This window comes from Bradyrhizobium glycinis (assembly GCF_016031655.1).
Lineage (GTDB): Bacteria > Pseudomonadota > Alphaproteobacteria > Rhizobiales > Xanthobacteraceae > Bradyrhizobium > Bradyrhizobium glycinis.
The window spans coordinates 26,212-51,554 of record NZ_JACCHQ010000023.1; the positions used below are offsets into that span (position 1 = coordinate 26,212).

General features: G+C 64.6%; 25 protein-coding genes. 8 read left to right on the plus strand and 17 right to left on the minus strand.

Features of this window, described 5'->3' with window-relative positions:
* Nucleotides 1–3: 3 nt before the first annotated feature.
* From HZZ16_RS27405 to HZZ16_RS27430, 6 genes are all read right to left on the minus strand, one after another.
* The gene (locus tag HZZ16_RS27405; RefSeq protein WP_197952944.1) at nucleotides 4–1,005 is read right to left on the minus strand and encodes a 4-hydroxythreonine-4-phosphate dehydrogenase PdxA; all 1,002 of its coding nucleotides are present in this window, start codon (nucleotides 1,003–1,005) and stop codon (nucleotides 4–6) included.
* Nucleotides 1,002–2,540: a tripartite tricarboxylate transporter permease gene (locus HZZ16_RS27410; protein ID WP_197952945.1), complete on the minus strand. Its 1,539-nt coding sequence runs from the start codon at nucleotides 2,538–2,540 to the stop codon at nucleotides 1,002–1,004. The genes HZZ16_RS27405 and HZZ16_RS27410 overlap by 4 nt, the downstream gene beginning before the upstream one ends.
* Nucleotides 2,541–2,551: 11 nt before the next feature.
* On the minus strand, nucleotides 2,552–3,034 hold the full coding sequence (locus tag HZZ16_RS27415; protein ID WP_197952946.1) for a tripartite tricarboxylate transporter TctB family protein: 483 nt from the start codon (nucleotides 3,032–3,034) through the stop codon (nucleotides 2,552–2,554).
* 178 nt (nucleotides 3,035–3,212) lie between these two features.
* A complete protein-coding gene (locus tag HZZ16_RS27420; RefSeq protein ID WP_197952947.1) occupies nucleotides 3,213–4,205 on the minus strand; it encodes a Bug family tripartite tricarboxylate transporter substrate binding protein in 993 nt (330 codons plus the stop codon).
* 52 nt (nucleotides 4,206–4,257) lie between these two features.
* Nucleotides 4,258–5,511 (minus strand): CaiB/BaiF CoA transferase family protein, encoded by a 1,254-nt coding sequence (locus HZZ16_RS27425; RefSeq protein ID WP_197952948.1) that lies wholly within the window; start codon nucleotides 5,509–5,511, stop codon nucleotides 4,258–4,260.
* Nucleotides 5,512–5,520: 9 nt separating this feature from the next.
* On the minus strand, nucleotides 5,521–6,315 hold the full coding sequence (locus HZZ16_RS27430; RefSeq protein ID WP_197952949.1) for an enoyl-CoA hydratase/isomerase family protein: 795 nt from the start codon (nucleotides 6,313–6,315) through the stop codon (nucleotides 5,521–5,523).
* A 116-nt stretch (nucleotides 6,316–6,431) separates the two neighbouring features.
* Between HZZ16_RS27430 and HZZ16_RS27435 the strand changes: the two genes are divergently transcribed.
* Nucleotides 6,432–7,097: a GntR family transcriptional regulator gene (locus HZZ16_RS27435; protein ID WP_197952950.1), complete on the plus strand. Its 666-nt coding sequence runs from the start codon at nucleotides 6,432–6,434 to the stop codon at nucleotides 7,095–7,097.
* A gap of 216 nt (nucleotides 7,098–7,313) precedes the next feature.
* Nucleotides 7,314–8,285, plus strand: a complete 972-nt coding sequence (locus HZZ16_RS27440) for an MBL fold metallo-hydrolase (RefSeq protein ID WP_197952951.1) — start codon at nucleotides 7,314–7,316, stop codon at nucleotides 8,283–8,285.
* Between the two features lie 60 nt (nucleotides 8,286–8,345).
* Here HZZ16_RS27440 and HZZ16_RS27445 read toward each other — a convergent pair whose 3' ends face one another.
* From HZZ16_RS27445 to HZZ16_RS27475, 7 genes are all read right to left on the minus strand, one after another.
* Nucleotides 8,346–8,870 carry a DUF4269 domain-containing protein gene (locus tag HZZ16_RS27445; protein WP_197952952.1) on the minus strand — a complete coding sequence of 175 codons (525 nt, stop codon included), beginning with the start codon at nucleotides 8,868–8,870 and terminating at the stop codon, nucleotides 8,346–8,348.
* The gene (locus tag HZZ16_RS27450) at nucleotides 8,851–9,264 is read right to left on the minus strand and encodes an ASCH domain-containing protein (protein ID WP_197952953.1); all 414 of its coding nucleotides are present in this window, start codon (nucleotides 9,262–9,264) and stop codon (nucleotides 8,851–8,853) included. Before HZZ16_RS27450 ends, HZZ16_RS27445 begins: the two co-directional genes overlap by 20 nt.
* A gap of 1 nt (nucleotide 9,265) precedes the next feature.
* Nucleotides 9,266–9,985 carry a haloacid dehalogenase type II gene (locus HZZ16_RS27455; protein ID WP_197952954.1) on the minus strand — a complete coding sequence of 240 codons (720 nt, stop codon included), beginning with the start codon at nucleotides 9,983–9,985 and terminating at the stop codon, nucleotides 9,266–9,268.
* 136 nt (nucleotides 9,986–10,121) lie between these two features.
* A complete protein-coding gene (gene glpX / locus HZZ16_RS27460; protein WP_197952955.1) occupies nucleotides 10,122–11,123 on the minus strand; it encodes a class II fructose-bisphosphatase in 1,002 nt (333 codons plus the stop codon).
* Nucleotides 11,124–11,268: 145 nt separating this feature from the next.
* Nucleotides 11,269–12,585, minus strand: coding sequence for a homoserine dehydrogenase (locus tag HZZ16_RS27465; RefSeq protein ID WP_197952956.1), 1,317 nt, complete (start codon nucleotides 12,583–12,585; stop codon nucleotides 11,269–11,271).
* Between the two features lie 29 nt (nucleotides 12,586–12,614).
* A complete protein-coding gene (locus tag HZZ16_RS27470) occupies nucleotides 12,615–13,835 on the minus strand; it encodes an LL-diaminopimelate aminotransferase (RefSeq protein WP_197952957.1) in 1,221 nt (406 codons plus the stop codon).
* Nucleotides 13,836–14,066: 231 nt separating this feature from the next.
* The gene (locus tag HZZ16_RS27475) at nucleotides 14,067–14,342 is read right to left on the minus strand and encodes a hypothetical protein (RefSeq protein ID WP_197952958.1); all 276 of its coding nucleotides are present in this window, start codon (nucleotides 14,340–14,342) and stop codon (nucleotides 14,067–14,069) included.
* Between the two features lie 254 nt (nucleotides 14,343–14,596).
* Between HZZ16_RS27475 and HZZ16_RS27480 the strand changes: the two genes are divergently transcribed.
* Both HZZ16_RS27480 and HZZ16_RS27485 read left to right on the plus strand, forming a co-directional pair.
* A complete protein-coding gene (locus HZZ16_RS27480; RefSeq protein ID WP_197952959.1) occupies nucleotides 14,597–16,405 on the plus strand; it encodes a PHA/PHB synthase family protein in 1,809 nt (602 codons plus the stop codon).
* Nucleotides 16,406–16,527: 122 nt separating this feature from the next.
* Nucleotides 16,528–16,926 (plus strand): MAPEG family protein, encoded by a 399-nt coding sequence (locus HZZ16_RS27485; RefSeq protein ID WP_197952960.1) that lies wholly within the window; start codon nucleotides 16,528–16,530, stop codon nucleotides 16,924–16,926.
* Nucleotides 16,927–17,054: 128 nt separating this feature from the next.
* Here HZZ16_RS27485 and argC read toward each other — a convergent pair whose 3' ends face one another.
* Nucleotides 17,055–18,038 (minus strand): N-acetyl-gamma-glutamyl-phosphate reductase, encoded by a 984-nt coding sequence (gene argC / locus HZZ16_RS27490; protein WP_197952961.1) that lies wholly within the window; start codon nucleotides 18,036–18,038, stop codon nucleotides 17,055–17,057.
* On the minus strand, nucleotides 18,035–18,715 hold the full coding sequence (locus HZZ16_RS27495) for an FMN-binding negative transcriptional regulator (RefSeq protein ID WP_197952962.1): 681 nt from the start codon (nucleotides 18,713–18,715) through the stop codon (nucleotides 18,035–18,037). Before HZZ16_RS27495 ends, argC begins: the two co-directional genes overlap by 4 nt.
* A 392-nt stretch (nucleotides 18,716–19,107) precedes the next feature.
* Between HZZ16_RS27495 and HZZ16_RS27500 the strand changes: the two genes are divergently transcribed.
* Nucleotides 19,108–20,109, plus strand: coding sequence for an MBL fold metallo-hydrolase (locus HZZ16_RS27500; protein WP_197952963.1), 1,002 nt, complete (start codon nucleotides 19,108–19,110; stop codon nucleotides 20,107–20,109).
* Nucleotides 20,110–20,148: 39 nt separating this feature from the next.
* Here HZZ16_RS27500 and HZZ16_RS27505 read toward each other — a convergent pair whose 3' ends face one another.
* Nucleotides 20,149–20,679 carry a DedA family protein gene (locus HZZ16_RS27505; protein WP_197952964.1) on the minus strand — a complete coding sequence of 177 codons (531 nt, stop codon included), beginning with the start codon at nucleotides 20,677–20,679 and terminating at the stop codon, nucleotides 20,149–20,151.
* A 274-nt stretch (nucleotides 20,680–20,953) separates the two neighbouring features.
* Here HZZ16_RS27505 and parE point away from each other — a divergent pair, with 274 nt between their 5' ends.
* Both parE and HZZ16_RS27515 read left to right on the plus strand, forming a co-directional pair.
* On the plus strand, nucleotides 20,954–22,996 hold the full coding sequence (gene parE / locus HZZ16_RS27510; RefSeq protein WP_197952965.1) for a DNA topoisomerase IV subunit B: 2,043 nt from the start codon (nucleotides 20,954–20,956) through the stop codon (nucleotides 22,994–22,996).
* A 436-nt stretch (nucleotides 22,997–23,432) separates the two neighbouring features.
* Nucleotides 23,433–24,218: an outer membrane protein gene (locus HZZ16_RS27515; protein WP_197952966.1), complete on the plus strand. Its 786-nt coding sequence runs from the start codon at nucleotides 23,433–23,435 to the stop codon at nucleotides 24,216–24,218.
* A 160-nt stretch (nucleotides 24,219–24,378) separates the two neighbouring features.
* Here HZZ16_RS27515 and HZZ16_RS27520 read toward each other — a convergent pair whose 3' ends face one another.
* Nucleotides 24,379–25,014 (minus strand): hypothetical protein, encoded by a 636-nt coding sequence (locus HZZ16_RS27520; RefSeq protein WP_197952967.1) that lies wholly within the window; start codon nucleotides 25,012–25,014, stop codon nucleotides 24,379–24,381.
* 140 nt (nucleotides 25,015–25,154) lie between these two features.
* Between HZZ16_RS27520 and HZZ16_RS27525 the strand changes: the two genes are divergently transcribed.
* Nucleotides 25,155–25,340, plus strand: a complete 186-nt coding sequence (locus tag HZZ16_RS27525) for a hypothetical protein (RefSeq protein WP_025036050.1) — start codon at nucleotides 25,155–25,157, stop codon at nucleotides 25,338–25,340.
* The last annotated feature ends 3 nt before the right edge of the window (nucleotides 25,341–25,343 follow it).

Below are 25,343 nucleotides of genomic sequence, written 5' to 3' on the forward strand. Positions count from 1 at the left end.
AGATCAGCCGGTGCGCCCAGCCATCTCCGCTGCGAGCAGCAGCGCGGCGCGGCTGGCGCCGATCGAGGCGATGCCTTGCCCCGCGATGTCGTAGGCGGTGCCGTGCGCGGGCGTGCAGATCGGGAACGGGAAGCCGCCGAGCAAGGTCACGCCGCGATCGAAACCCATCAGCTTCATCGCGATCTGGCCCTGGTCGTGATACATCGTCAGCACGGCATCGAAGGCGCCGGCCTTGGCGCGCAGGAACACCGTGTCGGCGGGAAACGGTCCCTCCGCGGCAATGCCCTCGCGCTGGCCTGCTGCGACCACCGGCGCAATCATGTCGATCTCCTCGCGGCCGAAATTGCCGCCGTCGCCGGCATGCGGGTTGAGGCCTGCGACCGCGATGCGCGGCCGTGCAAAGCCGGCGTTGCGCATGCAGGAATCGGTCAGCTCGAGTGCGCGATGGATGCGTTCGCCGGACAGCTTTGCAGCGACGTCCTTGAGCGGGATGTGCGACGTGACCCGTGCGTTCCAGAGTCGATCCAGCACGTTGAATTCGCTCGCCAGCGTTTTGAGACCGACGATTTCGGCCGAGAAAGCGATCTCGTCGTCGTACTCGGCACGGGCAAGGCGCATCGCCTGCTTGTTGAAGGGGGTGAAACAGACCGCGTCGACATGGCCGTCGCGGCCGAGCTCGAGGGCATGCCTGTAATTGGCCAGCGCAAATTTTCCGCCGGCAAGGGTCGCGGTCTTCGGCTCGACCTCCCTGGGGTCAAGGTGGCGGAGATCGACGAACAGCGCATCTTCCTGCGCTGCGCGAAGATCGCCGCCCTGCTCTATCATCTTCAGCTCCGGCTTGACGCCGGCAATGCGCGCGCCTTCGTCGAAGATGCGGCGGTCGCCGATGACGACGAGCCGGCAGCGCGCGCGGATCTCGTCCTGCGCCACGAGCTTCGCCGTCAGCTCCGGACTGATGCCGGCGGGATCTCCCATTGCCAATGCAATGAGCGGCTTCGCGGTCATATGATTGCCCTTTCCTGGACTGGCGCATCGGTCGCGGCGGATGCGGGTTTGCGCCAGAGCCGCGTCAGCTGCAACAGAAGCGGAAGCAGCAGCAGCGCGATGCCGCCCACGATCAGGCACGTGACCAGCTTGTTCGCAAAGAAGATGCCGAGTGATCCCTTGGAAATCAGCATCGACTGCCGGAAGGCGTCCTCGGCCTTGTCGCCGATGACGATCGCGAGCACGAGCGGCGCCAGCGGGTAGAACAGCTTCTTGAAGAGATAGCCGACGATTCCGAAGCCGAGCATCATGACGACGTCGAGATAGGAGTTCGACACCGAATAGGCACCGACGACGCAGATGATCACGATCAGCGGCGCGATCACCACGAAGGGAATCCGCATCAAGGCGGCGAACACCGGCACCGTCAGTAGCACCAGGACGACGGCAACAATGTTGCCGACATACATCGAGGCGATCAGGCCCCAGACGAAATCCTTTTGGTCCACGAACAGCATCGGCCCGGGATTGAGGCCCCAGATCATCAGCCCGCCCATCATCACCGCCGCGGTCGCCGAGCCGGGAATGCCGAGCGAGAGCATCGGCAGCAGCGCGCTGGTCCCGGCGGCATGATCGGCTGTCTCCGGCGAGATGACGCCTTCGACCTCGCCCGTGCCGAAATGCCGGCCGCGGCGTGAAAAGCGCCGCGCGATGCCGTAGCTCATGAAGGAGGCCGCGGTCGGGCCGCCCGGCGTGATGCCCATCCAGCAGCCGATCGCGGCACTGCGCAGAAGGGCAACGCCATGCCGCGGCAGGCGGCCGACGGCACGAAACACCTCGCGCCAATCGATCGTCGAGGAGACCGCGCGGGCGTGAAATTCCTCCTCGACCGCGACCAAGAGCTCGCCGATGCCGAACAGGCCCATCACCGCGACGACGAAGCTCACGCCCTTGACCAGCTCGTCCACGCCCATGGTGAGGCGCACGCTGCCGGAAACGGTGTCGATGCCGATAGCGGCGATGGCAAAGCCGAGCGCAAGTGCCACGACGGTCTTGATCGGCGCCGCACCGCCCATGCCGACGAAGCTGGCAAAGGCGAGAAAATAGACCGCAAAATACTCGGCCGGCCCGAACGCGAGCGCAGCCTGCGCCACCCAGGAGGCAAGGAAGGTGATCAGGATGACGCCGACCAGGGCGCCGAACGCCGCCGAGCCGAAGGCGGTCGCGAGCGCCGTGGTCGGCCGGCCGTCGCGCGCCATCGGATAGCCGTCGAAGGTTGTTGCGACCGACGACGGCTCCCCGGGAATGTTGAAGAGGATGGAAGTGACCGAACCGCCGAACAGCGCGCCCCAATACATGCTGGAGAGCAGGATGATCGCCGACACCGGCTGCATGCCGAAGGTGAGCGGCAGGAGCAGCGACACGCCGTTCGGCGCGCCCAGCCCCGGCAGCACGCCAACGAGAATGCCGAGCAGCACGCCGACCACCATCAGGGCCAGATGCGGCGCCGTGACCGCGATGGTGAAGCCGTGCAGGAGCTCCTGGAGATTGTCCATCGGGCCCTCCGTCAAAACCCGAAGGCGGCGGCGAGCGCGCCGTGCGGCAGGCTGACCTGGAACATGCGCTCGAACACGAGGTAGAGCGCGAGCGCCGTGGCTGCTGCCATGGCGAGCGCGCGCGGCACGGATTGGTGCCGGGGGATCGCCAGCACCGCGAAGACATAGAGAGCCGAGGCGACATACATCCCGGCGAGCGGGATCGCGGCGACGAAGATCGCAGCCGGCACGAACAGGCCGGCGAGCCGGCGCAGCTCGATCGACGTGATCGCGATGGGAACGTTTGCGAGCGTCGCGGCCGGCAGCAGGCCTCGCCCCAGATTGTAGAGGCTGCCGAGCACGACGATGATCCCGGTCAGGAACGGGAACGTGCCGGCGTCGACGCCTGCGCTCGACCAGCCGATGCCGTTGTCGAGACTGGAAACGACGACGGCCACGCCGAAGCTGCCGGTGAGCACGGCGGTGGCAAGTTCAAGCGCGCGGCGAGAGATCATGGGCGGCTCCGGCGAAACGATCCTCGTCCTGAGGAGCGCGCTTTGGCGCGCGTCTCGAAGGACGGCTCCAGGCGACATAGAATCTGCGGCCATCCTTCGAGACGCCCGCCTCCGGCGGGCTCCTCAGGATGAGGACCTGGGCTGCAATTGGCCGCGCGATCGAAGCCCATCCTCGGCCTCACTTGACCAGCCAGCCCTGCTCGCCTGCGACCTGCTTGACGTGCTCGAGGTCCTCCTTGATGAATTTTTCGAGCTCGGCACCGGTCAGGAACGTGTCGACCTGGGAGGTCTTCTCGATATAGTCCTTCCACTCCGGCGTTGCCTGCACCTTCTTCATGAGGTCGACATAGAACGCGGCCTGCTCCGGCGTGACCTTGCCGGGCAGCCACACGGTGCGCGGCTGCTCGTATTGCTTGATGTCGAGGCCCTGCTCGACGCAGGTCGGAACGTCGCTCCAGCCTTCGGTCGCGGTGATTTTCGGCCCCTGCGGCAGCCGCTTCGGGCTGAACACGCACAGCGGTCGCTGCGTGCCGCCGCGCCATTGCCCGAGGCTTTCGCTGGGATTGTTGACGTGGGAGTCGAGATGGCCGCCGGCAAGCTGCACCGCGGTCTCGGCGCCGCTCTTGAAGGGGATGTAGGTCAGCTTGATCTTGCCGACCTTCTCGATCATGCGCGTCAGCACCTCGTCGGTGTCCTTGGACTGCGCGCCGCCCATCTTGAATTCGCCCGATGCGGCCGCCTTCAGATAATCGCCCGCGGTCTTGTATGGCGCGTCCTGCTTGACCCAGAGCAGGAACTCGTCCTGCGCCATCGCCGCGATCGGGGTGAGATCGGTGTAGTTGAAGGCGACCTTGGAGACGAGCGGCTGCTGCCAGGCGTTCGACGTGCCGAAGATCACCTTGTAGGGATCGCCGGCGGAGGCCTTGCCGTAGACATAGCCCTCGGCGCCGCTGCCGCCGCCCTTGTTGACGACGACGATCGGCTGATCCGTCAGCTTGTGCTTGGTGATGATGTTCTGCACCGCGCGCGCGAGATTGTCGGTGCCGCCGCCGGGGCCGGCGGTGGCCACGAACTCGATCGGCTTTTGCGGTTGCCAGGCGGCGAGCGCCGGCATGGTGCCGGCGAGCACGACTGCGGCGGCGGAGAGCAGAAATGTTGACGTCCGACCCATGATTTCCTCCAGCTGATTTTTTATCTTTTGTTGTTGTCGTATCGACGTCCGGTCAGGCGACGTGTTCCTCGCGTCTTCCCAGGGCCGAGACGATCGCGCCTTCTTTTTCGAGCGCTTCGATTCGTGACTGGTCGAACCCGTGCTCGGCCAGAACCTCTCGCGTGTGCTCACCATAGACCGGTGCGCCTGAGCGCACTTTGCCCGGGGTCTCCGAAAACTTGATGGGAAGCCCGATCGTCTTGACGGGCCCGAGCGTGGAGTGCTCGACCTCGACGACCATCTCGCGCGCCAGCGTCTGCGGATCGCTGAGGGCCTCCAGCATGTCGTGCACGGGGCCGCACGGCACGCCCTTCTCGTCCAGCGCCGCCAGCCAATGCGCCCGCGACCTGGTGCGGAAGCGCTCGCTCAGGACGGCTTCGAGCTGTTTCAGGTTCGCCATGCGATCGGCACCGGTGACGAAGCGCGGATCATCGGCGAGCTCGCTCGCGCCAAGCGCTTCCAGCATCAACAGCCAATGCTTCTTGTTGGCGCCGCCGACCACGAGCCAGCCATCCGAGGCTTCGAACGCCTGATACGGCGCGTTGAGCGGATGGGCCGAGCCCATCGCGCGCGGCGCGGTGCCCGCGGCAAGCGCGATGGTCGATTGCCAATAGGTCTGCACCAGCGCAGCTTCATAGAGCGAGGTCTCGACCCACTGCCCTTCGCCGGTCTTGAGACGATGGGTGTAGGCCGCAAGGATGCCCATGCTCGCAAGCAGACCGGCGGTGATGTCGGACAGCGGCGGTCCGCACTTGACCGGAGGACCGTCGGGCCGCTCGCCGGTAAAGCTCATGATGCCGCTCATGGCCTGCGCGACGAGGTCGAATCCCCTGCGATGCTTGTAGGGGCCGGTGCGGCCGAAGCCCGACAGCGAGCAATAGATCAGCGCCGGGAATTCCGCGTGCAGCGCCTCGTAGCCGAAGCCGAGACGCTCCATCGCGCCCGGCGCAAAGTTCTCGACCAGCACGTCGGCATCGGCGATCAGCCGGCGCAGCACCTCTTTACCGCCGTCGGTCTTCAGATCGAGCACGATGCCACGCTTGTTGCGGTTCATCATCAGGAACGAGGCAGCCTCGTCGCCGATCTTCGGCGGCACCGAATGGCGGGTGTCGTCGCCGTTCGGCCATTTCTCGATCTTGATGACGTCGGCGCCCATGTCGGCGAGCATCAGGGTGCAGGTCGGTCCCGCCATGACGTGGGTGAGGTCGATGACCTTGAGCCCGGCCAGCGGTCCCGAACGGCGAGAGGTGGATTGCGAACTTTGCATCGGCCCGTCCTATTGGCCGCGCCATTGCGGCGCGCGCTTGTTGAGGAAAGCATCGAGCCCTTCGCGAAAGTCCTGGCTCGTGTAGCACATCAGGATGAGGTCCTCGCCCTCGTCCTGCGTCAGCCGGCGTTGCAGACGGCTGACAGCCTGCTTGGTCGCATTCAGCGTCAGCGGCGCATGGCTCGCGACGAGCCGGGCCACCTCGTCTGCGCGTCGTTCGAGCGCGGCAAGATCGTCGACGACCTCGCCGAGCAGCCCGACGCTTGCAGCCTCCGTGGCGTCGACGAGGCGCGCGGTGAAGATGAGATCCTTGACGCGCGCGGCGCCGATCAGCGCGGTGAGACGGCTGACATTGGACATCGACAGGCAATTGCCGAGCGTCCTGGCGATGGGGAATCCGATCTTCGCAGCTTTCGTGCCGATGCGGAGGTCGCAGGCCGCAGCAATGCCGGCCCCGCCGCCGGTGCAGAACCCGTTGACCGCCGCGATCGTCGGGACGCGGCACTGCTCGAGCGTGGTCAGCACGCGATCGATGCGGCTCTCGTAGTCGATGGCGTCCTGGGACGTTTTGAATTCGCGGAACTGATTGATGTCGGTGCCGGACGCGAAGGCCTTGTCGCCGGCCCCGCGCAGCACCAGCACCTTGATCGCATGGTCGAGGTTGGCCTCCTCGCAGATCGCGGCAAGCCGCTCGTACATGGCGAAGGTGAAGGCATTGCGGGCCTGCGGGCGGTTGAAGGTGATCCGCCCGATGCCGTCCTTGCATTCAAAAACGAGGTCGTCCGCCTCCGCAGCCAGGTCCATTTCCTCATGTCCTCTTGTTTTTTACATTTTTGAATGCAAAATTTGCGATTAGCAAGCCGAAACTTCCGAATATCGCCAGATAAATCTCGCTTTTGCATTCAAAACGGAGCGCTTCCATGCTTCACGAGGAGGTTGTCGGCCGCATCCGCGCCATCCTGCTCGACGGCGAAATCCCGCCGGGCGCGCGGATTCCCGAGCGCGAGCTGTGCGAGCGGCTCGAGATCTCGCGCACGCCGCTGCGTGAGGCGCTGAAAGTGCTGGCCGCGGAAGGGCTCGTGCAACTGCTGCCGCATCGCGGCTCGCGCGCGGCAAAGCTGACCGACAAGGACATGCGCGACCTCTTCGAGGTCTGCCAGGGATTGGAGGCCCTCGCCGGCGAGCTCGCCTGCGAGCGCATCACCGACGCCGAGATCGACGCGATCGCCGCCGCGCATGCGGACATGGTGCGGCATTTTCACGAGCGCGACCTGATCCAGTACTATCGCGGCAACCGCGCCATTCACGAGGCCATCGTGACCGCAGCCGGAAATCCCGTGCTCGCCGGGCTTTATGCCTCGGTAACCGCGCGGATCCGGCGCGCGCGCTACGTCACACCGATGACGCCGCAGCGCTGGGAGCTCGCGGTGAAGGAGCACGAGGCAATCCTCAACGCCCTTCAGCGGCGCGACGGCGTCGGCCTCGCCCACATCCTGCGGGCGCATCTCCGCCACAAGCGCGAAGAGGTGCTGCAGGCGGGCTTTGCCGAGACGGAAGGCAGTGACGTCACGTTGAGAATTGCGTGACGCGCAAGTCCGCGCCTTGGCCCAGCCTGCCTTTGCACGTCGCTTTCACGCTCCGGCTATCGTTCTCGTTCAGCGTGCAGTGCCAAGTAATTCCACTTGCTACCTTGTCGCAACCGGCGCAGCATGCTTTCCGCCGCCCTCCGGCCACATGGCGGAGCAGGCGGCCGCTTACCGCGAACGATTGCGCAAAACAAAAGACGAAAGCGGAGGAAACGAATGACATTCGACGTCTCGCGTCGGTCCCTACTCGCACTCGGCGCCGGTCTGGGCGCCAGCGCCATGCTCGGCAACAGCGCGATGGCGCGGGCGCCCAAGCTCGGCACCCAAACGCCCTACTGGCACCGCTTCATTCTCGGCGATGCCGAGGTGACCGTGGTATCCGACGGACCGCTTCCGCTCGGCGATCCCTCCGGGACCTTCACCGGCGTTCCCAAGGAAGAGGTCAAGAAGATGCTGGCCGACAATTTCCTGTCGCCCGACAATGTCGTGCTCGAACAGAATTCCCCGATCGTCAACACCGGCGACAAGCTCATCCTGTTCGACACCGGCATGGGCTCATCGAAGATGTTCGGCGCCAGCACCGGACGGCAGCAGAAGAGCATGACGGAGGCCGGCATCAAGCCGGAGGACATCGATGCCGTGGTGTGCTCGCATGCCCATATCGATCACATCGGCGGCATCGTCGACGAGGGCGGCAAGCCGCTGTTCCCCAACGCGCAAGTTTACATTGCCCAGAGCGATTTCGACTTCTGGACCGACGAAGGCAAGCTCGGCAGCGCGGCCAAGGATTTCGTCGTCCACGCCCGCAAGAACCTGCTGCCGGTCCGGGATCGGATCAAGTTCTTCAAGGACGGCGAGGAATTCCTGCCGGGCGTGCAGGCGATCGCGGCGCCCGGCCACACCGTCGGCCACACCATCTTCATGGTCTCATCGGCAGGCAAGTCGTTCGCCTTCCTCGGCGATCTCTCGCACCATTCGGTGCTGCTGCTGGAGAAGCCGCGGATGGAGTTCTCCTACGATTCCGACCCGAAGCAGGCGGCCGAGTCGCGCGTCAAGCTGCTGACAATGCTGGCCGCCAACAAGATCCCGGTGATGTCCTATCACTTCGCCTGGCCAGGCTATGGCCATGTCGCCAAGGCCGGAGATGGTTTCCGCTACTATCCAGAGCCGATGAAGATGACGTTATAGCTATCGGTTCAGATCCGGGCGGCGCGGGCCGCCCGGATGTGCGGTCCCACGAGGCGAACCTTACAGGCAATCCAGGCGGGCCCGCAGGTGAGCATCGCTCTCCCGGCCCAATGCAAGCAATCCGGAATACGGATCCCCGACAATGCCGAGCACGGCGGCAAACGCAGGCTCGGTCTTCATCCCGCGCGCCCTGTGTTCGGCCACCGCTTTGCGCAGGCGCCCGTCGTCGAGCGCGAGCAATCTCCGCTCGATCTCGAAGTGCAGCCAGCCTTCCTGCTGATCGACCGGACGGGGATCGCCGAACAGCTCGAACGGCCAGCCGTCCCATTCGAAGCGGGCGACCACCGGCCGTCGGCTGGAGCACCATTGGTAGAGCGCAAACCCGTCACAGGAGCGGTATCGTCGCCAGACCATTTCGGCGAAAGCTGCCACGTCCAGAACGTGGCAGACGACATCGATATCGCTCGCCGGCGTCGAGAGCCCCAAGGGCAGCGTCCCGACGACACGGGGATCGAATTCCCGCAGCTCATCGAGCAATCCGGAACTGCCGATCGCGGCTTCGTAGCTAGCGATCGGTCTCGGCATCGCCGAAGACCTCGACCAGGCGAAAACGCTCGCACATCAGCATCATGTCGTCGCTATAGCGTCCGAGCCTGCCGAAATAGTTTTGATGGGCACTGCGCCAAAAAGCAAGGCTCCGGTCGCCTTCTCCCTCGTCATAAGCAAACGCATCGTCGACCTCGTTGAAGCGCCGGTATGTCACCTCGACGGATTCGATGACGCAGCGCGGCTCTCCTCGCCCGTCGAGCACGACCCAGCGCTCACCGGGCGCAGACGTGTTCGGCTCGTCCTCGGTGCTGCACGTCGCGGTCTTGACGCCCTTGATAACGAGCTCGACCAATTCGTCCGCCAGCGCAGGGCTGTCGCCGAACGCGAAGGTTCGCAGATGTCGATATTGCTCGGGAATCCCCTTGCCCATCCTAGCATCCGAGCTTGTCGGCGATGCCGCCAAAATCCTTCGCGACGATGTCCCAATGGCCGGTTGCTTCGAAATCGACCTTCTGGAGCGGGCCATACTCCGTCGGCCGCGCCACGAAGGCGGTCTTCAATCCGTTCTTCTGGGCGGCGGCGAGATCGCCATTGTGGGCGGCGACCATCATCACCTGATCCGGCTTGAGGCAGAGCAGGCGCGCGGCGCCGAGATAGGTTTCCGGATCGGGCTTGTAATGCTCGAACAGCTCGGCCGATAGGATGAGATCCCAGGGCAGGCCAGCAAACTTCGCCATGTTGGTGAGCAGCGCGACGTTGCCGTTCGAGAGCGGCGAGATCACGAATTTTGATTTCAGCCGCGTCAGGCCGGCGACGCTATCAGGCCAGGGATGCAGGCGGTGCCAGCCTATTGTGAGGTAATCGAGATCGGACTCGGTGAGACCCTTGATCGCGAACTGCGCGACCAGCTTGTCCAGCGAGCGGCGGTGCAGGTCATCGAGCATGACGTAACCGCGCTCGGGATGTTGGCGCACGTCGTCCATCGAGGCCATGTACATGCCGCGCCAACCGTCGACCAGCGCGGTCCAATCGGCGCTGATGCCGCGCTGCTTGCCCCACCACATGAAGTCGGTGATCAGGCTGGTGCGCCAGTCGACGACCGTGCCGAACACGTCGAAGACGAGGGCTTTGACGGCGGAGAGATCGGACATGGGCGCTTCCTCCACGCTCGTCATTCCGGGATGGCCCGCAGGGCCAGGCCCGGAATCCATAACCCCGACTTGTGGTTATGGATTCCGGGCTCTCGCTTCGCGAGCCCCGGAATGACGGCCATCGTTATTGTATTGCTCAATCCAGATGGAACTTCGCCAGCTCGCGGTGCTCGGCCTTGATGTAGCGCACGGTGCCGGTGACGGAGCGCATCACCACCGTCTCGGTCTCGATCACGCCGTCCTTGCGGAATTTGACCCCCGAGAGCAGCGAGCCCGTGGTGACGCCGGTGGCGGCGAACAGGCAGTCGCCGCGCGCCATGTCCTCGATGCCGTAGATCATCTTGGGATCGTTGACGCCCATCTTGGCGGCGCGCTCGCGCTTCTCCTCGGAGTCGAGGATGAGGCGGCACTGCATCTGGCCGCCGATGCAGCGCAGCGCCACGGCGGCCAGCACGCCTTCCGGCGCGCCGCCGGTGCCGAGATACATGTCGACGCCGGTGTTGTCGGGGTCGGCGCAGTGGATCACACCGGCGACGTCGCCGTCGGTGATCAGGCGCACGGCCGCGCCGGTCGAGCGCACGCTGGCGATGATGTCGGCATGGCGCGGACGATCGAGCACGAGAACGGTGATGCCATCAGGCTTGACGCCCTTGGCCTTGGCGAGGCGACGGACATTGTCGGCCGGCGAGGCATCGAGATCGACGACGCCCTTGTCGTAGCCGGGGCCGATCGCGAGCTTCTGCATGTAGACGTCGGGGGCGTGCAGCAGCGTGCCGCCGTCGGCCATCGCCATCGTGGCGATCGAGCCCGGCATGTTCTTGGCGCACAGCGTGGTGCCTTCGAGCGGGTCGACCGCGATATCGACCTCAGGACCTGCCTTGAGGCCGACCTGCTCGCCGATATAGAGCATCGGGGCCTCGTCGCGCTCGCCCTCGCCGATCACGATGGTGCCCTGGATCGGCAGCTTGTTGAGCTCGCGCCGCATGGCGTCGACGGCGGCCTGGTCGGCCGCCTTCTCGTTGCCGTGGCCGCGCAACCGCGCCGACGACACCGCCGCCCGCTCCGTCACCCGCACGATCTCCAGCGTGAGAATGCGCTCGAGCAAGGCGTGCGGGGGCACTTCAATATGGGTCGACATCGGCTTACTCCTTCGAAACGTTTCTGGGCAGGATTCCTGCCCGCGCTAACTTACAACGCCCACGGTTCGTTCGACCGAACGACCGCCTTATGGTTCGAGCATGACCTTTCCGGAAAACCGCTCAACACTTTTCCGAGGTCATGCTCTAGTTCTTCTCGATCCGGATCACCTGCGGCCGTCCGCTGATCACCTTGTCCTTCTGCACGGCGGCGAGCGCACGGCGCACGGCATCCTCGTGTGTGGCATAGGTGATCAGGATGACGGGCACGGGAACCGCCTTGCCGTCAGCGGGCGCAGCGCCGCCATTGGGATGACGCTGCACGATCGACTCGATCGAAATCTTCTGCTGGGCAAGCCGCGTCGCGATCGCGGCTGCCGTGCCGGGGAAATCGCGCGCGAGCAGGCGGATGTAATAGCCGCCCTCGTGACGCTCCATCGGCGCCTTCTTGGTGTCGCGTAGCTGCGCGATCGGCCGGCCGAACGGATTGGCGCGGATGCCGCGCGCGACGTCGGCGATGTCGGCGACGACGGCGGATGCGGTCGCGGCACCGCCCGCGCCGGGACCGACCAGCGTGATCGGCGGAACGCCTTCGCCATCGATCGTGACCGCATTGGTGACACCCATCACCTGCGCAATCGAGGAGGATTTCGGCACCATGGTCGGATGCACGCGCTGCTCGATGCCCTTGGCGGTGCGAACGGCAACACCAAGCAGCTTGACGCGGTAACCGAGATCGGCAGCGGCGCGAAGATCTTCCGGCGCGATCGATGAGATGCCTTCGACATACACGGCGCTTTGAGCAACTTTCGTGCCGAAAGCGAGGCTGGCGAGAATGGCGAGCTTCTGCGCGGTATCGTGACCGTCGACGTCGAAGGACGGATTGGCCTCGGCATAGCCGAGCCGCTGCGCGTCCTTGAGGCATTCGGCGAAGGACAGGCCCTCCTGCTCCATCCGGGTCAGGATGTAATTGCAGGTGCCGTTGAGGATCCCGTAGACGCGGTTGATACCGGTTCCGGCAAGGCCTTCACGTAACGTCTTGATGACGGGGATCGCGGCGCCGACCGCTGCCTCGAAATTCAGCGCACCGCCGTGCTTTTCAGCCGCTTTGGCTAGCTTGAGGCCGTGCTTGGCGAGCAGCGCCTTGTTGGCCGTGACGACCGACTTGCCGGCGCCGAGCGCGGCGTCCACCGCCGACAGCGCGGGATCGCCGGCGCCGCCCATCAGCTCGACGAAGCAATCGACGTCCGGATGCGTGGCGAGCGCCATCGGATCCTTCGCCCATTCGACGCCGCGCAGGTCGATGCCGCGCTTCTTCGCCTTCGAGCGCGCGGTGACGGCAACGACACGGATGCCGCGGCCGCTGCGGCCCGCGAGCACGCGCGCCTGCGTCTCGATCAAACGGACAACTTCGGCGCCCACGGTGCCGAGCCCCGCTATACCCACTTTCAGGGGTGCAACCATGATGTCTTAGAAAACCTGCCGAAGAGAACTCAACGCCGATTGGCGAGCGGAACGACGTTGTGCAACGTTTCGATCCCGCTTTCAAGGAAGCGGCGCACGCCGCGCGCGGCCTGCCTGATCCGTTGCTCGTTTTCCACCATGGCGATGCGGACATATCCTTCACCATGCTCGCCGAAGCCGACGCCGGGCGAGACCGCGACGCCGGATTTCTCCACCATCAGGGTGGCGAATTGCATGCTGCCGATACTGCGGAAGGCCTCCGGCAGCGGCACCCAGGCGAACATCGAGGCTTCCGGCGGCGGGATTTCCCACCCCGCCCGGCCGAACGATTCCACCAGCGCGTCGCGGCGCTTGCGGTAGGTGTCGCGCATCTCCTTGATGCAATCGTCAGGGCCGTTCAGCGCCGCGGTCGCCGCGACCTGCACCGGCGTGAACGCGCCGTAATCGAGGTAGGATTTGACGCGTGCGAGCGCGGCGATCACGCGCTCATTGCCGACCGCAAAGCCCATGCGCCAGCCGGCCATCGAATAGGTCTTCGACATCGAGGTGAACTCGACGGTGCAGTCCATCGCGCCCGGCACCTGCAGCACCGAGGGGGGCGGGTTGCTCTCGTCGAAATAGACCTCGGCATAAGCGAGATCGGACAGGATCAGGATCTCGTGCTTCTTGGCGAAGGCGACAAGGTCCTTGTAGAAGTCCAGGCTCGCGACATAGGCGGTCGGGTTGGAAGGATAGCAGACGACGAGCGCGAGCGGCTTGGGGATCGAATGCACGATCGCCCGCTCCGCCGCCTCGAAGAATTGCGGCGTCGGCTCCGAAGGCACCGAGCGGATGACGCCGCCCGCCATCAAGAAGCCGAAGGCGTGAATCGGGTAGCTCGGGTTCGGACAGAGGATGACGTCGCCGGGCGCGGTGATCGCCTGCGCCACGTTGGCAAAACCTTCCTTCGAGCCCAGCGTCGCCACGACCTGGGTGTCGGGGTTCAGCTTCACGCCGAAGCGGCGGGCGTAATAGGCGGCCTGGGCCCGGCGCAGCCCGGGGATGCCGCGCGAGGCCGAGTAGCGGTCGGTGCGCGGCTTGCCGAGCGTCTCCTTCAGCTTCTCCAGCACATGGGGCGGCGCCGGCAGGTCCGGATTGCCCATGCCCAGGTCGATGATGTCGGCGCCGGCATTGCGCGCAGCCGCCTTGGCCCGGTTGACCTGCTCGAACACGTAAGGCGGAAGGCGGCGAATGCGGTAAAATTCTTCCATGGCTCTCTGGGCTCCGGGCAACCGGTCAGGACAGAATCGACAGGCCGCGAGGCCCGCTCCAAAGACACTTTGGCTCATCGCGAAAATTACTCAAAATCAAATACTTAGAGCAATCGTCGGCGACGAAGATTGAAGTCGTTCGCCCTGACTCTTGGCTGAACCGAGGTCTTTTAGCACGGCAAGGCGGAGGCGCCAGCGATTACCTTGCCGCTCTAGCGGGTCACGGGCCTACTATTTGGCGTCTTTGGCGGCAGCGGCCTGGCGATCGCGCGCGGCGGCGAGCTCGGCCTCGATCTTGGTGCGCTGCTCCAGCGGGATGATCGCCTGATCGCGATCCGGCGGCAGATCGTGCACCGGCAGATAGGTCCCGGGCTCCCTGGCACGCGGCGGCGCATCCGCCGGCGCCAGATCCGCGAGCTGACTCGAACACCCGCCCAGGGCGAACGCCGCGATCAGCACTACGCCGCGGATCGGCAGCGTCTTTTGCAGGTCCCACAACGCCAACACTTGGGAAATCCCCTACTCGTCCCAATGCACGGCCCCGGGAAAGCTTACCCAAGACCGTGCCCAAGCTCAAACCATTGCTGCCCAAAATGGTTAGAGCGAGAAAACAGCCGATGCCCAACAAGCCGAGCCGTGCGGCCCGATTGTGACGGAACCAAGAAGATTTGTCGCAGTGCAACACATCTTCGAGAGCGTTTAACGTCAAACATGCGAGCTTCGCGGTGACGAATACGGAATGAATCGTTACTGTTCTGCGCATGAGTATGGCCACCACCGATACGCCGAAACCCGAGACGAAGTTCGATGCCGAAGCCTTCGCGATGAACGTCGCACGGGCGATGGAGAGCGGCGGCAAGGCGCTCGCCGCCTACCTCAAGCCGCGCGAGAGCGGCGAGGTGCAGGATCGCCCGCCGGCCGAGCTTGCCGAGGTCGTCAAGACGTTCACGTCGGTCGCCGAATATTGGCTGTCGGACTCGTCCCGCTCGTCCGATCTCCAGACCAAGCTCGCCAAGGACTATCTCGACCTGTGGGGCTCGACGGTGCGCCGCATGGCCGGTCAGGACGCCGAGCCCGCGATCGCCCCCTCGCCGCGCGACAAGCGCTTTGCCGATCCGGAATGGAAGTCGAACCAGTTCTTCGACTTCGTCATGCAGCTCTATCTGCTCACGACCAAATGGGCGCAGGAGCTGGTGCGCGACGCCGAAGGCCTCGATCCGCACACGCGCCGCAAGGCCGAGTTCTATGTCCAGCAGGTCACCAACGCGCTCTCGCCGTCGAATTTCGTGCTGACCAACCCCGAAGTGCTGCGCGAGACGGTGGCGTCCAGCGGCGAGAACCTCGCGCGCGGTCTCAAGATGCTGGCCGAGGACATCGCCGCCGGCAAGGGCATGCTGAAGATCCGCCAGTCCAACCCGGACAATCTCGTCGTCGGCGTCAACATGGCGACGACTCCGGGCAAGGTGATCTACCAGAACGAGATGATGCAGCTGATCCAGTATTCGCCGACGACGGAGAAGGTGCTGCGCACCCCGCTCCTGATCGTGCCGCCCTGGATCAACAAGTTCTACATCCTCGATCTCAAGCCGGAGAAATCCTACATCAAGTGGTGCGTCGACCAGGGCATCACCGTCTTCGTGATCTCATGGGTCAATCCGGACAAACGGCTCGGCAACAAGGGCTGGGAAGACTACATGAAGGAAGGCCCGCTCACGGCGATGGACGTGATCGAGAAGATCACCGGCGAGATGAAGGTGCACACTGCCGGCTATTGCGTCGGCGGCACGATGCTTGCGACCACGCTGGCCTGGCTCGCCGAGAAGCGCCGCCAGCGCGTCTCGTCCGCGACGTTCTTCGCGGCCCAGGTCGACTTCACCCATGCCGGCGATCTCCTCGTGTTCGTCGACGAGGAGCAGATCGCGGCGCTCGAGCAGGACATGAAAACGGTCGGCGTGCTCGAAGGCTCGAAGATGGCCATGGCCTTCAACATGCTGCGGTCCAACGACCTGATCTGGTCCTATGTGGTCAGCAATTATCTGAAGGGCCAGCAGCCGAGCGCGTTCGACCTGTTGCACTGGAACTCCGATGCGACACGGATGACCCAGGCCAACCATTCCTATTACCTGCGCAATTGCTACTTGGAGAACCGGCTCTCCACCGGCACGATGGTGCTCGACAACACTCTGCTCGATCTCTCCAAGGTGAAGGTGCCGGTCTACAATCTCGCCACCCGCGAGGACCACATCGCGCCTGCGGAATCGGTGCTCTACGGCTCGCAGTTCTTCGGCGGCCCGGTGAAATACGTGCTGTCCGGCTCGGGCCACATCGCGGGCGTCGTCAATCCGCCTGCCGCGAACAAGTACCAGTATTGGACCAACGACAACATCAAGAACGTCAGCGTCGCGCAATGGATGAAGGGCGCCGTGGAGCACAAGGGCTCGTGGTGGCCGGACTGGCGGGAGTGGCTTGGCGAGCTCGACCCCGAGGAAGTCCCGGCGCGCGCGGTCGGCAGCGACGCATTCCCGCCGATCGAGGACGCGCCCGGCAGCTACGTCAAAGTTCGCGCGTAGCGGAATCCGGCGCGCTTTCGTATAGACTAATTGTTTGAGCATGATCTTTTCGGAAAACCGCTACACACTTTTCCGGATCATGCTCTAGCCTCAATCCAGCGACGACACAGGGGACCGGCACTATGACACGCGAATTGTTCTGGCTGACACTGACGGTGATCCTGACGGGAGTTCTGTGGGTTCCCTACATCATCAACCGCTGCCAGGTTCGCGGGTTGAGCGGCGCCATGGCCAACCCCTCGCGCGGCGACAAGCCGCAGGCGGAATGGGCGAACCGGCTGATGTTCGCGCATGACAACGCGGTCGAGAACCTCGTGATCTTCGCGCCGCTGGTGCTGATCCTGAACGCGATCGACTATTCCACGAAATGGACTGTGCTCGCCTGCGCCGTCTATTTCTGGTCGCGCGTCGCACACACCATCGTCTACGCGCTCGGAATTCCGGTGTTCCGCACCCTCGCCTTCACCGTCGGCTTCCTCGCCCAGGCCGTGCTGGCGCTGGCGATCTTCGGGGTGCTTTGACGTCAGTGTCCCGGACGCGCGAAGCGCGAGCCGGGACCCAGAAAGCCGCAACGCAGGAAGCAATGGGCCCGGCTCTGCAGCGCACCGCAAGAGCGCTGCGCTGCGTCCGGGGCACACCGGAGTGAACCCTACTCCTCTGGCAGACCCAGCATCAGCCGCATGTTCTGGACGGCTGCGCCGGATGCCCCCTTGCCGAGATTGTCGAGCCGGGCGACCAGCAGCGCCTGGTGATATTTGTCGCTGGCAAAGACGTAGAGTTCGAGCATGTTGGTCTCGTTGAGCGCCTCCGGCTCGAGCCGGCCGCCCTTGCTCGCCTCGTTCTGGAGCGGCATCACCTTGACGTATTTCGAGCCGGCATAACGCTTTGCCATCGCGGCTTGCAGGTCGGCGCCGCCAGGCTTGCCCGGCAGTGCGTCGAGCTGGAGCGGCACCGAGACCAGCATGCCCTGCCGATAATTGCCGACCGAAGGAATGAAGATCGGCCGCCGCGTCAGGTTCGAATAGAGCTGCATCTCCGGCAGATGCTTGTGCTCGAAGCCGAGGCCGTAGAGCTCGAAGGACGGCGCGCTGCCATCCTCGAAGCTTGCGATCATCGACTTGCCACCGCCGGAATAGCCGCTCACCGCATTGACGGTGACGGGATAATCAGGCGGCAGCAGGCCGGCATCGACGATCGGCCGCAGCAGCGCGATCGCGCCGGTCGGATAGCAGCCGGGATTGGAGACCTTCTTCGCCGCCTTGATCTTGCCGGCCTGCTCCGGCGTCAGCTCCGGAAAGCCGTAAGCCCAGTCCGGTGCGACCCGGTAGGCGGTGGAGGCGTCCAGCACCTTCGGCGCGTGAGCCCCCATGCTGTCGACCAGGGCAACGGTTTCCTTGGCCGCATCGTCCGGCAGGCAAAGGATGACGAGATCCACCTCCTCCATCAGCGCCTTCTTGGCGGCGGGATCCTTGCGCTTGTCGTCGGGAAGCGCCTTCACGACGATGTCGTTCTGGTGCTTCAGCCGCTCGTTGATGCCGAGGCCGGTGGTGCCGGAACCGCCGTCGACGAAGACGGTGGCCGGCTTCTTGGCCGCGCTCGTGGCCGGAGCTTTGGTGGTGTCAGCGAGGGTCATGGTGTGCTCCCTTCGAGCATGTTGGTGTCGTCTGCGAAAGCTTGTCCTGCGAAGGCTTGCGGCTTTGCCTGCCGCATCAGATGTGAGATCTGCTTGGCGTCGGCGTCGCCCGCACTGAGCGCATTGGCGATCGCCGCATAATCGGCGTCGGATTTGTGCTGGTTCAGCTTGAAGCTGCCTTCGACCTCCTCGACAGTCATGACCAGCCCCACGATCCCCTTCTTCATCGCCTCGAGCCGGCCCGCCGTCATCTTGCCCGAGGTCCAGGGCTGCTTCGGCAACAGCCGGCTCTCGAACTTCTCGCTCAGCGTGTCGACCTGCACCGCCAGCTCATCATCCGACAACAGCCGCACCGGCCCGCTCAGATGCACCGACTGGTAGAGCCAGGTCGGAACCTGATCCGGCGAGACGTACCAGTCCGGCGATACATAGGCATCGGGGCCGTTGACCGCGAGCAGCCACGACGCCTCGCCGCCAGCCAGCTTTAGCAGCGGATTGTGACGGGCGAGATGAAAGGCGGCCTGCGGCGTGCCGTCTGCGGCATAGGTCAGATAGAACGGCAACGGCGAGGCGATCGGCTTCCTGCCGTCGAAGGCGCACATCGTGCCGAAGCCGCGCTCCTCGGCGAACTTCAGGCTCGCGGCGCGGTCCTGCTTGAAAAAGGGTGGCGTGTACATCGTGGTCTCCTGCTGGGCCTCCTCGGGGGAGCCGCCGGATCAGATCGCGCTGACAGGAGAGAGGATGCCGCGGATCGGGTCCAGCGGCAAAGACGATGATCTCAAACGCGATCGACCGCCCAAACCGCTAAGCTGCGGCGGCGGCGACGGGCGAACAGAATGGTCGCGGCGTTGATCATGGCGCGCGGCTATAAGGCCAGTTAGTTCCATGGTCAAGAGCAAATCGGTTCGGTGGGACGGCAGGAGGCCGCACGCGCGACGGCAGGATACGCACAGATGTCATCGGGCCGCCGTGGAATTTCCACTAGCAACAGGGGTTTTCGAGAACGACCGGCGGGACACAACTTCGCCGGGCTCCGAGCCGTCTCCGCACCCAGCCTCAGGAAATCACCATGACTGAGATTACTCGTCGCGCAACGCTAGCCGGCGCCGCCGCCTCGGCGCTCCTGCCTTTCGTCAAGACCTCGCCCGCGAGCGCCGCCGCGCCCCTGGCCGAGAAACAGAATGCGAGCTTCTATCGCTACAACGTCGGAACCCATCAGGTCACGGTGGTCTGCGACGGCGTTGCGACCGTCAATCTGACCGACAATTACGCCCCCGGCGCCAGCAAGGACGACATCAACAAAGTGTTCGCCGAGTACGACCTGCCGGCCGACAAGGTCACCCACACCTTCAACCCGGTGGTGGTCAACACCGGACCGAAGCTCGTCGTCATCGATACCGGTCTCGGCCCCGATCAGTTCACGCAGACGAAGGGCAAGGTCGGCCAATTCCAAAGCAATCTCGCCGCCGCCGGCATCGACCGCGCGGCGGTCGATACCGTCATCATCTCCCACTTCCATGGCGACCACATCAACGGCCTGCTGGCAGCCGAGAACAAGCCCGCCTTCCCCAATGCCGAGATCATGGTGCCGGCGGTGGAATGGAAGTTCTGGATGGATGACGGCGAGATGAGCAAGGGGATGGGCAATCCGATCCTCGAGGGCAATTTCAAGAACATTCGCCGCGTGTTCGATGCTCTGGGCCGCAAGGTCACGCAATATGAGGCCGGCAAGGAAGTCGCGCCCGGTATCACCTCGGTGGCGAGCCCCGGCCACACGCCGGGTCACAATTCCTTCATCGTCGCCTCCGGCGCCGAGAAGGTGCTGGTGCAGGTCGACATCACCGCGGGTGCAGCGTTCCTGTTCGTGAAGCATCCCGAATGGAACATCGCATCCGACGTCGACAAGCCGCTGGCCCAGCAGACGCGCCGCAAGCTCTACGACATGGCGATTGCCGAGAAGATGCCGATCCAGGCCTTCCACGCCGCCTTCCCGGGCCTCGTCCGGGTCGAGAAGGAAAAGGACGGCTCCGGCTATCGCTGGATCCCCGCGATCTGGAACGCATCGCTGTAGGCTTCGCCTGAGACCTGACCGGGCGGCCCGATTGCCCGGTCAGATCACCCGCCAGATCCATTCCATGATCTTGGCGAGCACGTCGCCGAACAGCAGGAGCACGGCCGACCAGATCAGCGCCGAGACGAAATTGGCCGCTTGGAAGCTCCAATAGGGCATCTCGAAGATGCCGGCCGCGAGCGGCACGGAGGCACGCAAGGGACCGAAGAACCGGCCAATGAAGATGCTAGGGATGCCCCAGCTGCGCACGAAAGCCTCGCCTCTGGGCAAGAGCTCCGGATAGCGCGAGAGCGGCCACATCTGGGCAACCTGCTCCTTGTAGCGGTAGCCGAACCAGTAGGAGACCCAGTCGCCCAGCGCCGCGCCGAGGCCGCCGGCGATCCAGACCGGAACGAAGTTGATGCCGCTGACCCCGATCAGCGCACCGATCGCCACCAGCGCGCCCCAGGCCGGAACCAGCAGCGAGATGAAGGCGAGCGACTCTCCGAAGGCCAGCAGGAACACGATTGGCGCCGCCCAAGCCTGGTGAACGCGCACGAAGTCAGCAAGGGCGTGCGCAAACTGCTCCATCCAAAATAGCCTTCCCGCCCCGTCTCAAGGTGCTGCTCGATGAAAAGGACTGGTAAGCCAAGGACTTGTGTGACATCAAGTCACAAAACTCGACATCACCAAGGCCGGCACGTCAAATTGCCGGGAAATGGCGCGGCTGCGGCGTAAAATCGCCCGGATTCGCTCCCAACCCACAGCGCCCGGCCCGCCCTACGGTAACCTTTCCGAGTCAGAAGTGGCATAGTCGGCCTAACCGATTCGCCGCTTCCGCGGCCCTCAAAACGCATCAAGATATATGTCCAAGCAATTGAAACCAAAAGCAAAAGACGATTTCTTCGGCGGTGACGAGCCGAAGACCCGCGCCGCCGCCAAGGCGGCGTCACGCAACGGCGGGGAAGCCGATTACACGGCAGCCGACATCGAGGTGCTCGAAGGCCTGGAACCAGTGCGGCGCCGGCCGGGCATGTATATCGGCGGCACCGACGAGAAGGCGTTGCATCATCTGTTCGCCGAAGTCATCGACAACTCGATGGACGAGGCGCTGGCCGGGCACGCGACCTTCATCGGAGTCGAGCTCAGTGCTGACGGCTTCCTGACCGTCACCGACAACGGCCGCGGCATCCCGATCGACCCGCATCCGAAGTTCCCGAAGAAGTCGGCGCTCGAAGTCATCATGTGCACGCTGCATTCGGGCGGCAAGTTCGACAGCAAGGTCTATGAGACCTCGGGCGGTCTGCACGGCGTCGGCATCTCCGTGGTGAACGCCCTCTCCTCGCGTCTCGAAGTCGAGGTCGCGCGCAGCCAGAAGCTGTACCGCATGACCTTCGAGCGCGGCCATCCCAAGGGCAAGCTCGAGGACCTCGGCAAGGTCAACAATCGCCGCGGCACGCGCGTGCGCTTCAAGCCCGACACCGACATCTTCGGGCAGAAGGCCGCGTTCAAGCCGCAGCGCCTGTTCAAGATGACGCGCTCGAAGGCCTACCTGTTCGGCGGCGTCGAGATCCGCTGGAACTGCGCGCCCGAGCTGCTCAAAGGCATCGAGGACGTGCCGGCGGAAGCGACGTTCCACTTCCCGGGCGGCCTCAAAGACTATCTCGCCGCCGCGATCCACGCCGACACGCTGGTGCATCCCGACATCTTCTCCGGCAAGTCGGGGCGCAACGGCGCGCACGGCGCCTGCGAATGGGCGGTGGCCTGGACCGCGGACGCCGACGGCTTCCTCTCTTCCTACACCAACACCGTGCCGACGCCCGACGGCGGCACCCACGAATCCGGCCTGCGCAGCGCGCTGCTGCGCGGCCTGAAGGATCACGCCGAGCGCGTCGGCCAGGGCAAGCGCGCCGCCTCCGTCACCTCGGAAGACGTGATGGTGGGCGCCGCCGTGATGCTGTCGGTGTTCGTGCGCGAGCCCGAATTCCAAGGCCAGACCAAGGATCGCCTCGCCACCGCCGAAGCGCAGCGCATCGTCGAGCAGGCGATGAAGGACCCGTTCGATCATTGGCTGTCGGGCAATCCGAACATGGCCAACCGGCTGCTCGACTTCGTCATCGACCGCGCCGAGGAGCGGCTGCGGCGGCGACAGGAGAAAGAGACCGCACGCAAGACCGCCGGCAAGAAGCTGCGCCTGCCCGGCAAGCTCGCCGACTGTACCGATGCCGGCACCGAGGGCTCGGAGCTGTTCATCGTCGAGGGTGACTCGGCCGGCGGCAGCGCCAAGCAGGCGCGCGACCGCAAGACCCAGGCGGTGCTGCCGCTGCGGGGCAAGATCCTCAACGTCGCCTCCGCCGGCAAGGACAAGCTGACGGCGAATGCGCAGCTCTCCGACCTCGTGCAGGCGATCGGCTGCGGCACCCTCGCGCAATATCGCGAGGAGGATCTGCGCTATCAGCGCATCATCATCATGACCGACGCCGACGTCGACGGCGCCCACATCGCCTCGCTTCTGATCACCTTCTTCTACCGGCAGATGCCGCGGCTGATCGACGAAGGCCACCTCTTCCTGGCAGTGCCGCCGCTCTACAAGCTGACCCACGGCTCCAAGTCGGTCTACGCCCGCGACGACGCCCACAAGGAGGCACTGCTCAAGAGCGCGTTCAACGCCAACGCCAAGGTCGAGGTGAGCCGCTTCAAAGGTCTCGGCGAGATGATGCCGGCGCAGCTCAAGGAGACCACCATGGACCCGGCCAAGCGGACGCTGCTCAAGGTGGTGCTGCTGGCCGACGACCGCGACACCACGGCGGATTCGGTCGAGCGGCTGATGGGCACCAAGGCCGAGGCGCGCTTTGCCTTCATCTCGGACAAGGCCGAGTTTGCCAGCGACGAGCTGCTGGACGTGTGAGGCGGCAAACCAGACCGGCCGCACGCCAACACAGCCCCGGCCCAAAGCCGGGCTGTGTTGCTTGAGGCAGCGGCCGCCGATCCGGACCAGCTTGCCTAGTGTGCTGGCGGGATTTCCGTTGATTCCCGAATTCTCGCGGCGACTCAGCCAGCGACTCAGCGGATGCCGCGGCCGGGCAGGATTGCCTCCATTTCGGACGAAGCCGAACTTGCTAACGAGACGTTACCAAAAATCGAGTCGCCCAAAATCTATCAAAGCACTGAAACATCATAACTATTCCAGATCTTCGCGACAGGGCCGCAAATGCCCCCGCACCGGCGTTTTCCGTCAACTGTGCCTGTCCGGCAACAGCATTTCGGCGAGAACCGTCTATAGTTCAGGCATCAGATGACACGGACTTCAGTGCGCTCGCGCCTACAAGGTTGGGGACTTTAAAATGAAAAAGACATTGCTCGCTCTGACCGCGGTTGCGGCGATGACCGGCTCGGCCTCGGCCGCCGACCTGGGCGCCCGTCCCTACGCGAAGGCCCCGATGCCGGCGCCCGTCGCCAACTGGACCGGCTTCTATGTCTTCGGCGGCGGCGGCGGCGGCCTTTCCAACGCTGACCAGCAGGTTGTCAGCACAGCCACGGGTACCCCGCTGACGATCACGCAGCGTCAGGGCGGTTCCGGCTGGTTTGGTACGGTCGGCGCTGGTTACGACTGGCAGTTCAGCGGCACCTGGGTTGCCGGTGTGTTTGGCGACGCTCAGTTCGGCAGCATCCGCTCCACCATCCAGGATCCGATCCTCGACATCACTGGTAACCAGAAGCTGGAAACCTCCTGGGCCGCGGGCGTGCGCCTCGGCTGGCTGGTCGCTCCGAACGTTCTCTCCTACGTCAACGGCGGCTACTCCGGCGCCCACTTCGGCCGCACCAACTTCACGACGCTGGGCGGTACTCCGGTCGGTCTTCATCTCAACAGCTACGATCGTCACGGCTGGTTCGTCGGCGGCGGCGTCGAGAACAGCCTGAACATCTTCGGCATCACCTCGCCCGGCTGGTTCATGAAGACCGAGTATCGTTCGGCCTTCTACAATGCCAAGACGCAGGATGAGATCGTCGATGCCACCGGCCTGCCGACTGGCGTGACCAGCATCCGCGCCAACAGCTGGAACCAGACGATCTCGACCTCGCTGGTCTATCGCTTCAACTGGACCGGTCCGGTCGTCGCGAAGTACTGATCTGATCTCACGATCAAGCGTCAAAGCCCCGGCATCGCCGGGGCTTTTTCGTTTTGGGTTCTACAGCGCGATGCGATTGGGATGAATCGTCATCGCGCTTAGGCTTTTGTTTGAGCATGATCTTTTCGGACAACCGCGACGCGCTTTTCCGGATCATGCTCTAGCGTCCGACACCTGCCTTGAGCGCTCCATATGCCCCGGCGAGCCGGGTTTCGATCGCGGCCCAATCGGCATCGGTGATCCCCTCGCCCCGTGCATCGCGAAACCCCATGGCTTCGGCTCGGGCAATGCCGAACCGCCCGATGCTGGGATCGTCATCTGCTCTGCCATAGGTCAGCGCCGCCACGCGCGCGATGGTCAGGCCATAATCGCGCGGGGCGACCGCCTCACGCCGCGCCTGCCACCAATCGAGCTCGAGCCGGGCGGCCTGCTCCACGTCGAATGCCAGGGAGGCGGCTGACGCAAGGTTCCGGTAATAGGCCACGAGAGCCGGCAGCGCCGCATCCGCCTCCGCGCGAGACCGCGTCGGCTGGAACGTCTTCGCGGCCTCGGCCGCATTGAGAGCGACGCGCAGGCTCTGCAGCGGCGAAAATCCGAACTGCGTGCGGATCGACTGATAGAGATGGAGGAACAGCTCGGCATAGCGCTTGTCGTAATAGTCGCGCCACATCGCGGTCTCCAGCCGCGCCATCTCGGCCGGATCGAAGGCCCGCAGATCCGCCTGACGCGGAATAGCGGCGTAACCGACGGCCAGTGCGGCCACGGCCGCCGCCCCCAGGATGATCTTGCGCATCATATGCGTCCTCCCCGCGGCCTTACGACCACGGCCCATTGTATCGGCACCAGAGCTACGGCTAGTCTGGCGCCAAGTTTTCGTGGCCGCGGCAATCGTTGAAGCCGTGGAGCGCGACAGAAGCGGACCGATGGGAGGAAGGCATGCGCAGATTTCTGCTGGTGGCAGGCCTGTTTGCAACCGCTCTCGGCCTGCTCTGGATCGGACAGGGCACGGGCACGGTTCCGTGGCCGCGATCGAGCTTCATGGTCAACCAGCTGCAATGGGCCGGTTATGGCGCAGCCATGGCCGGCTTCGGGCTGGTGCTGATCTGGCAGAGCAACCAATAGAAG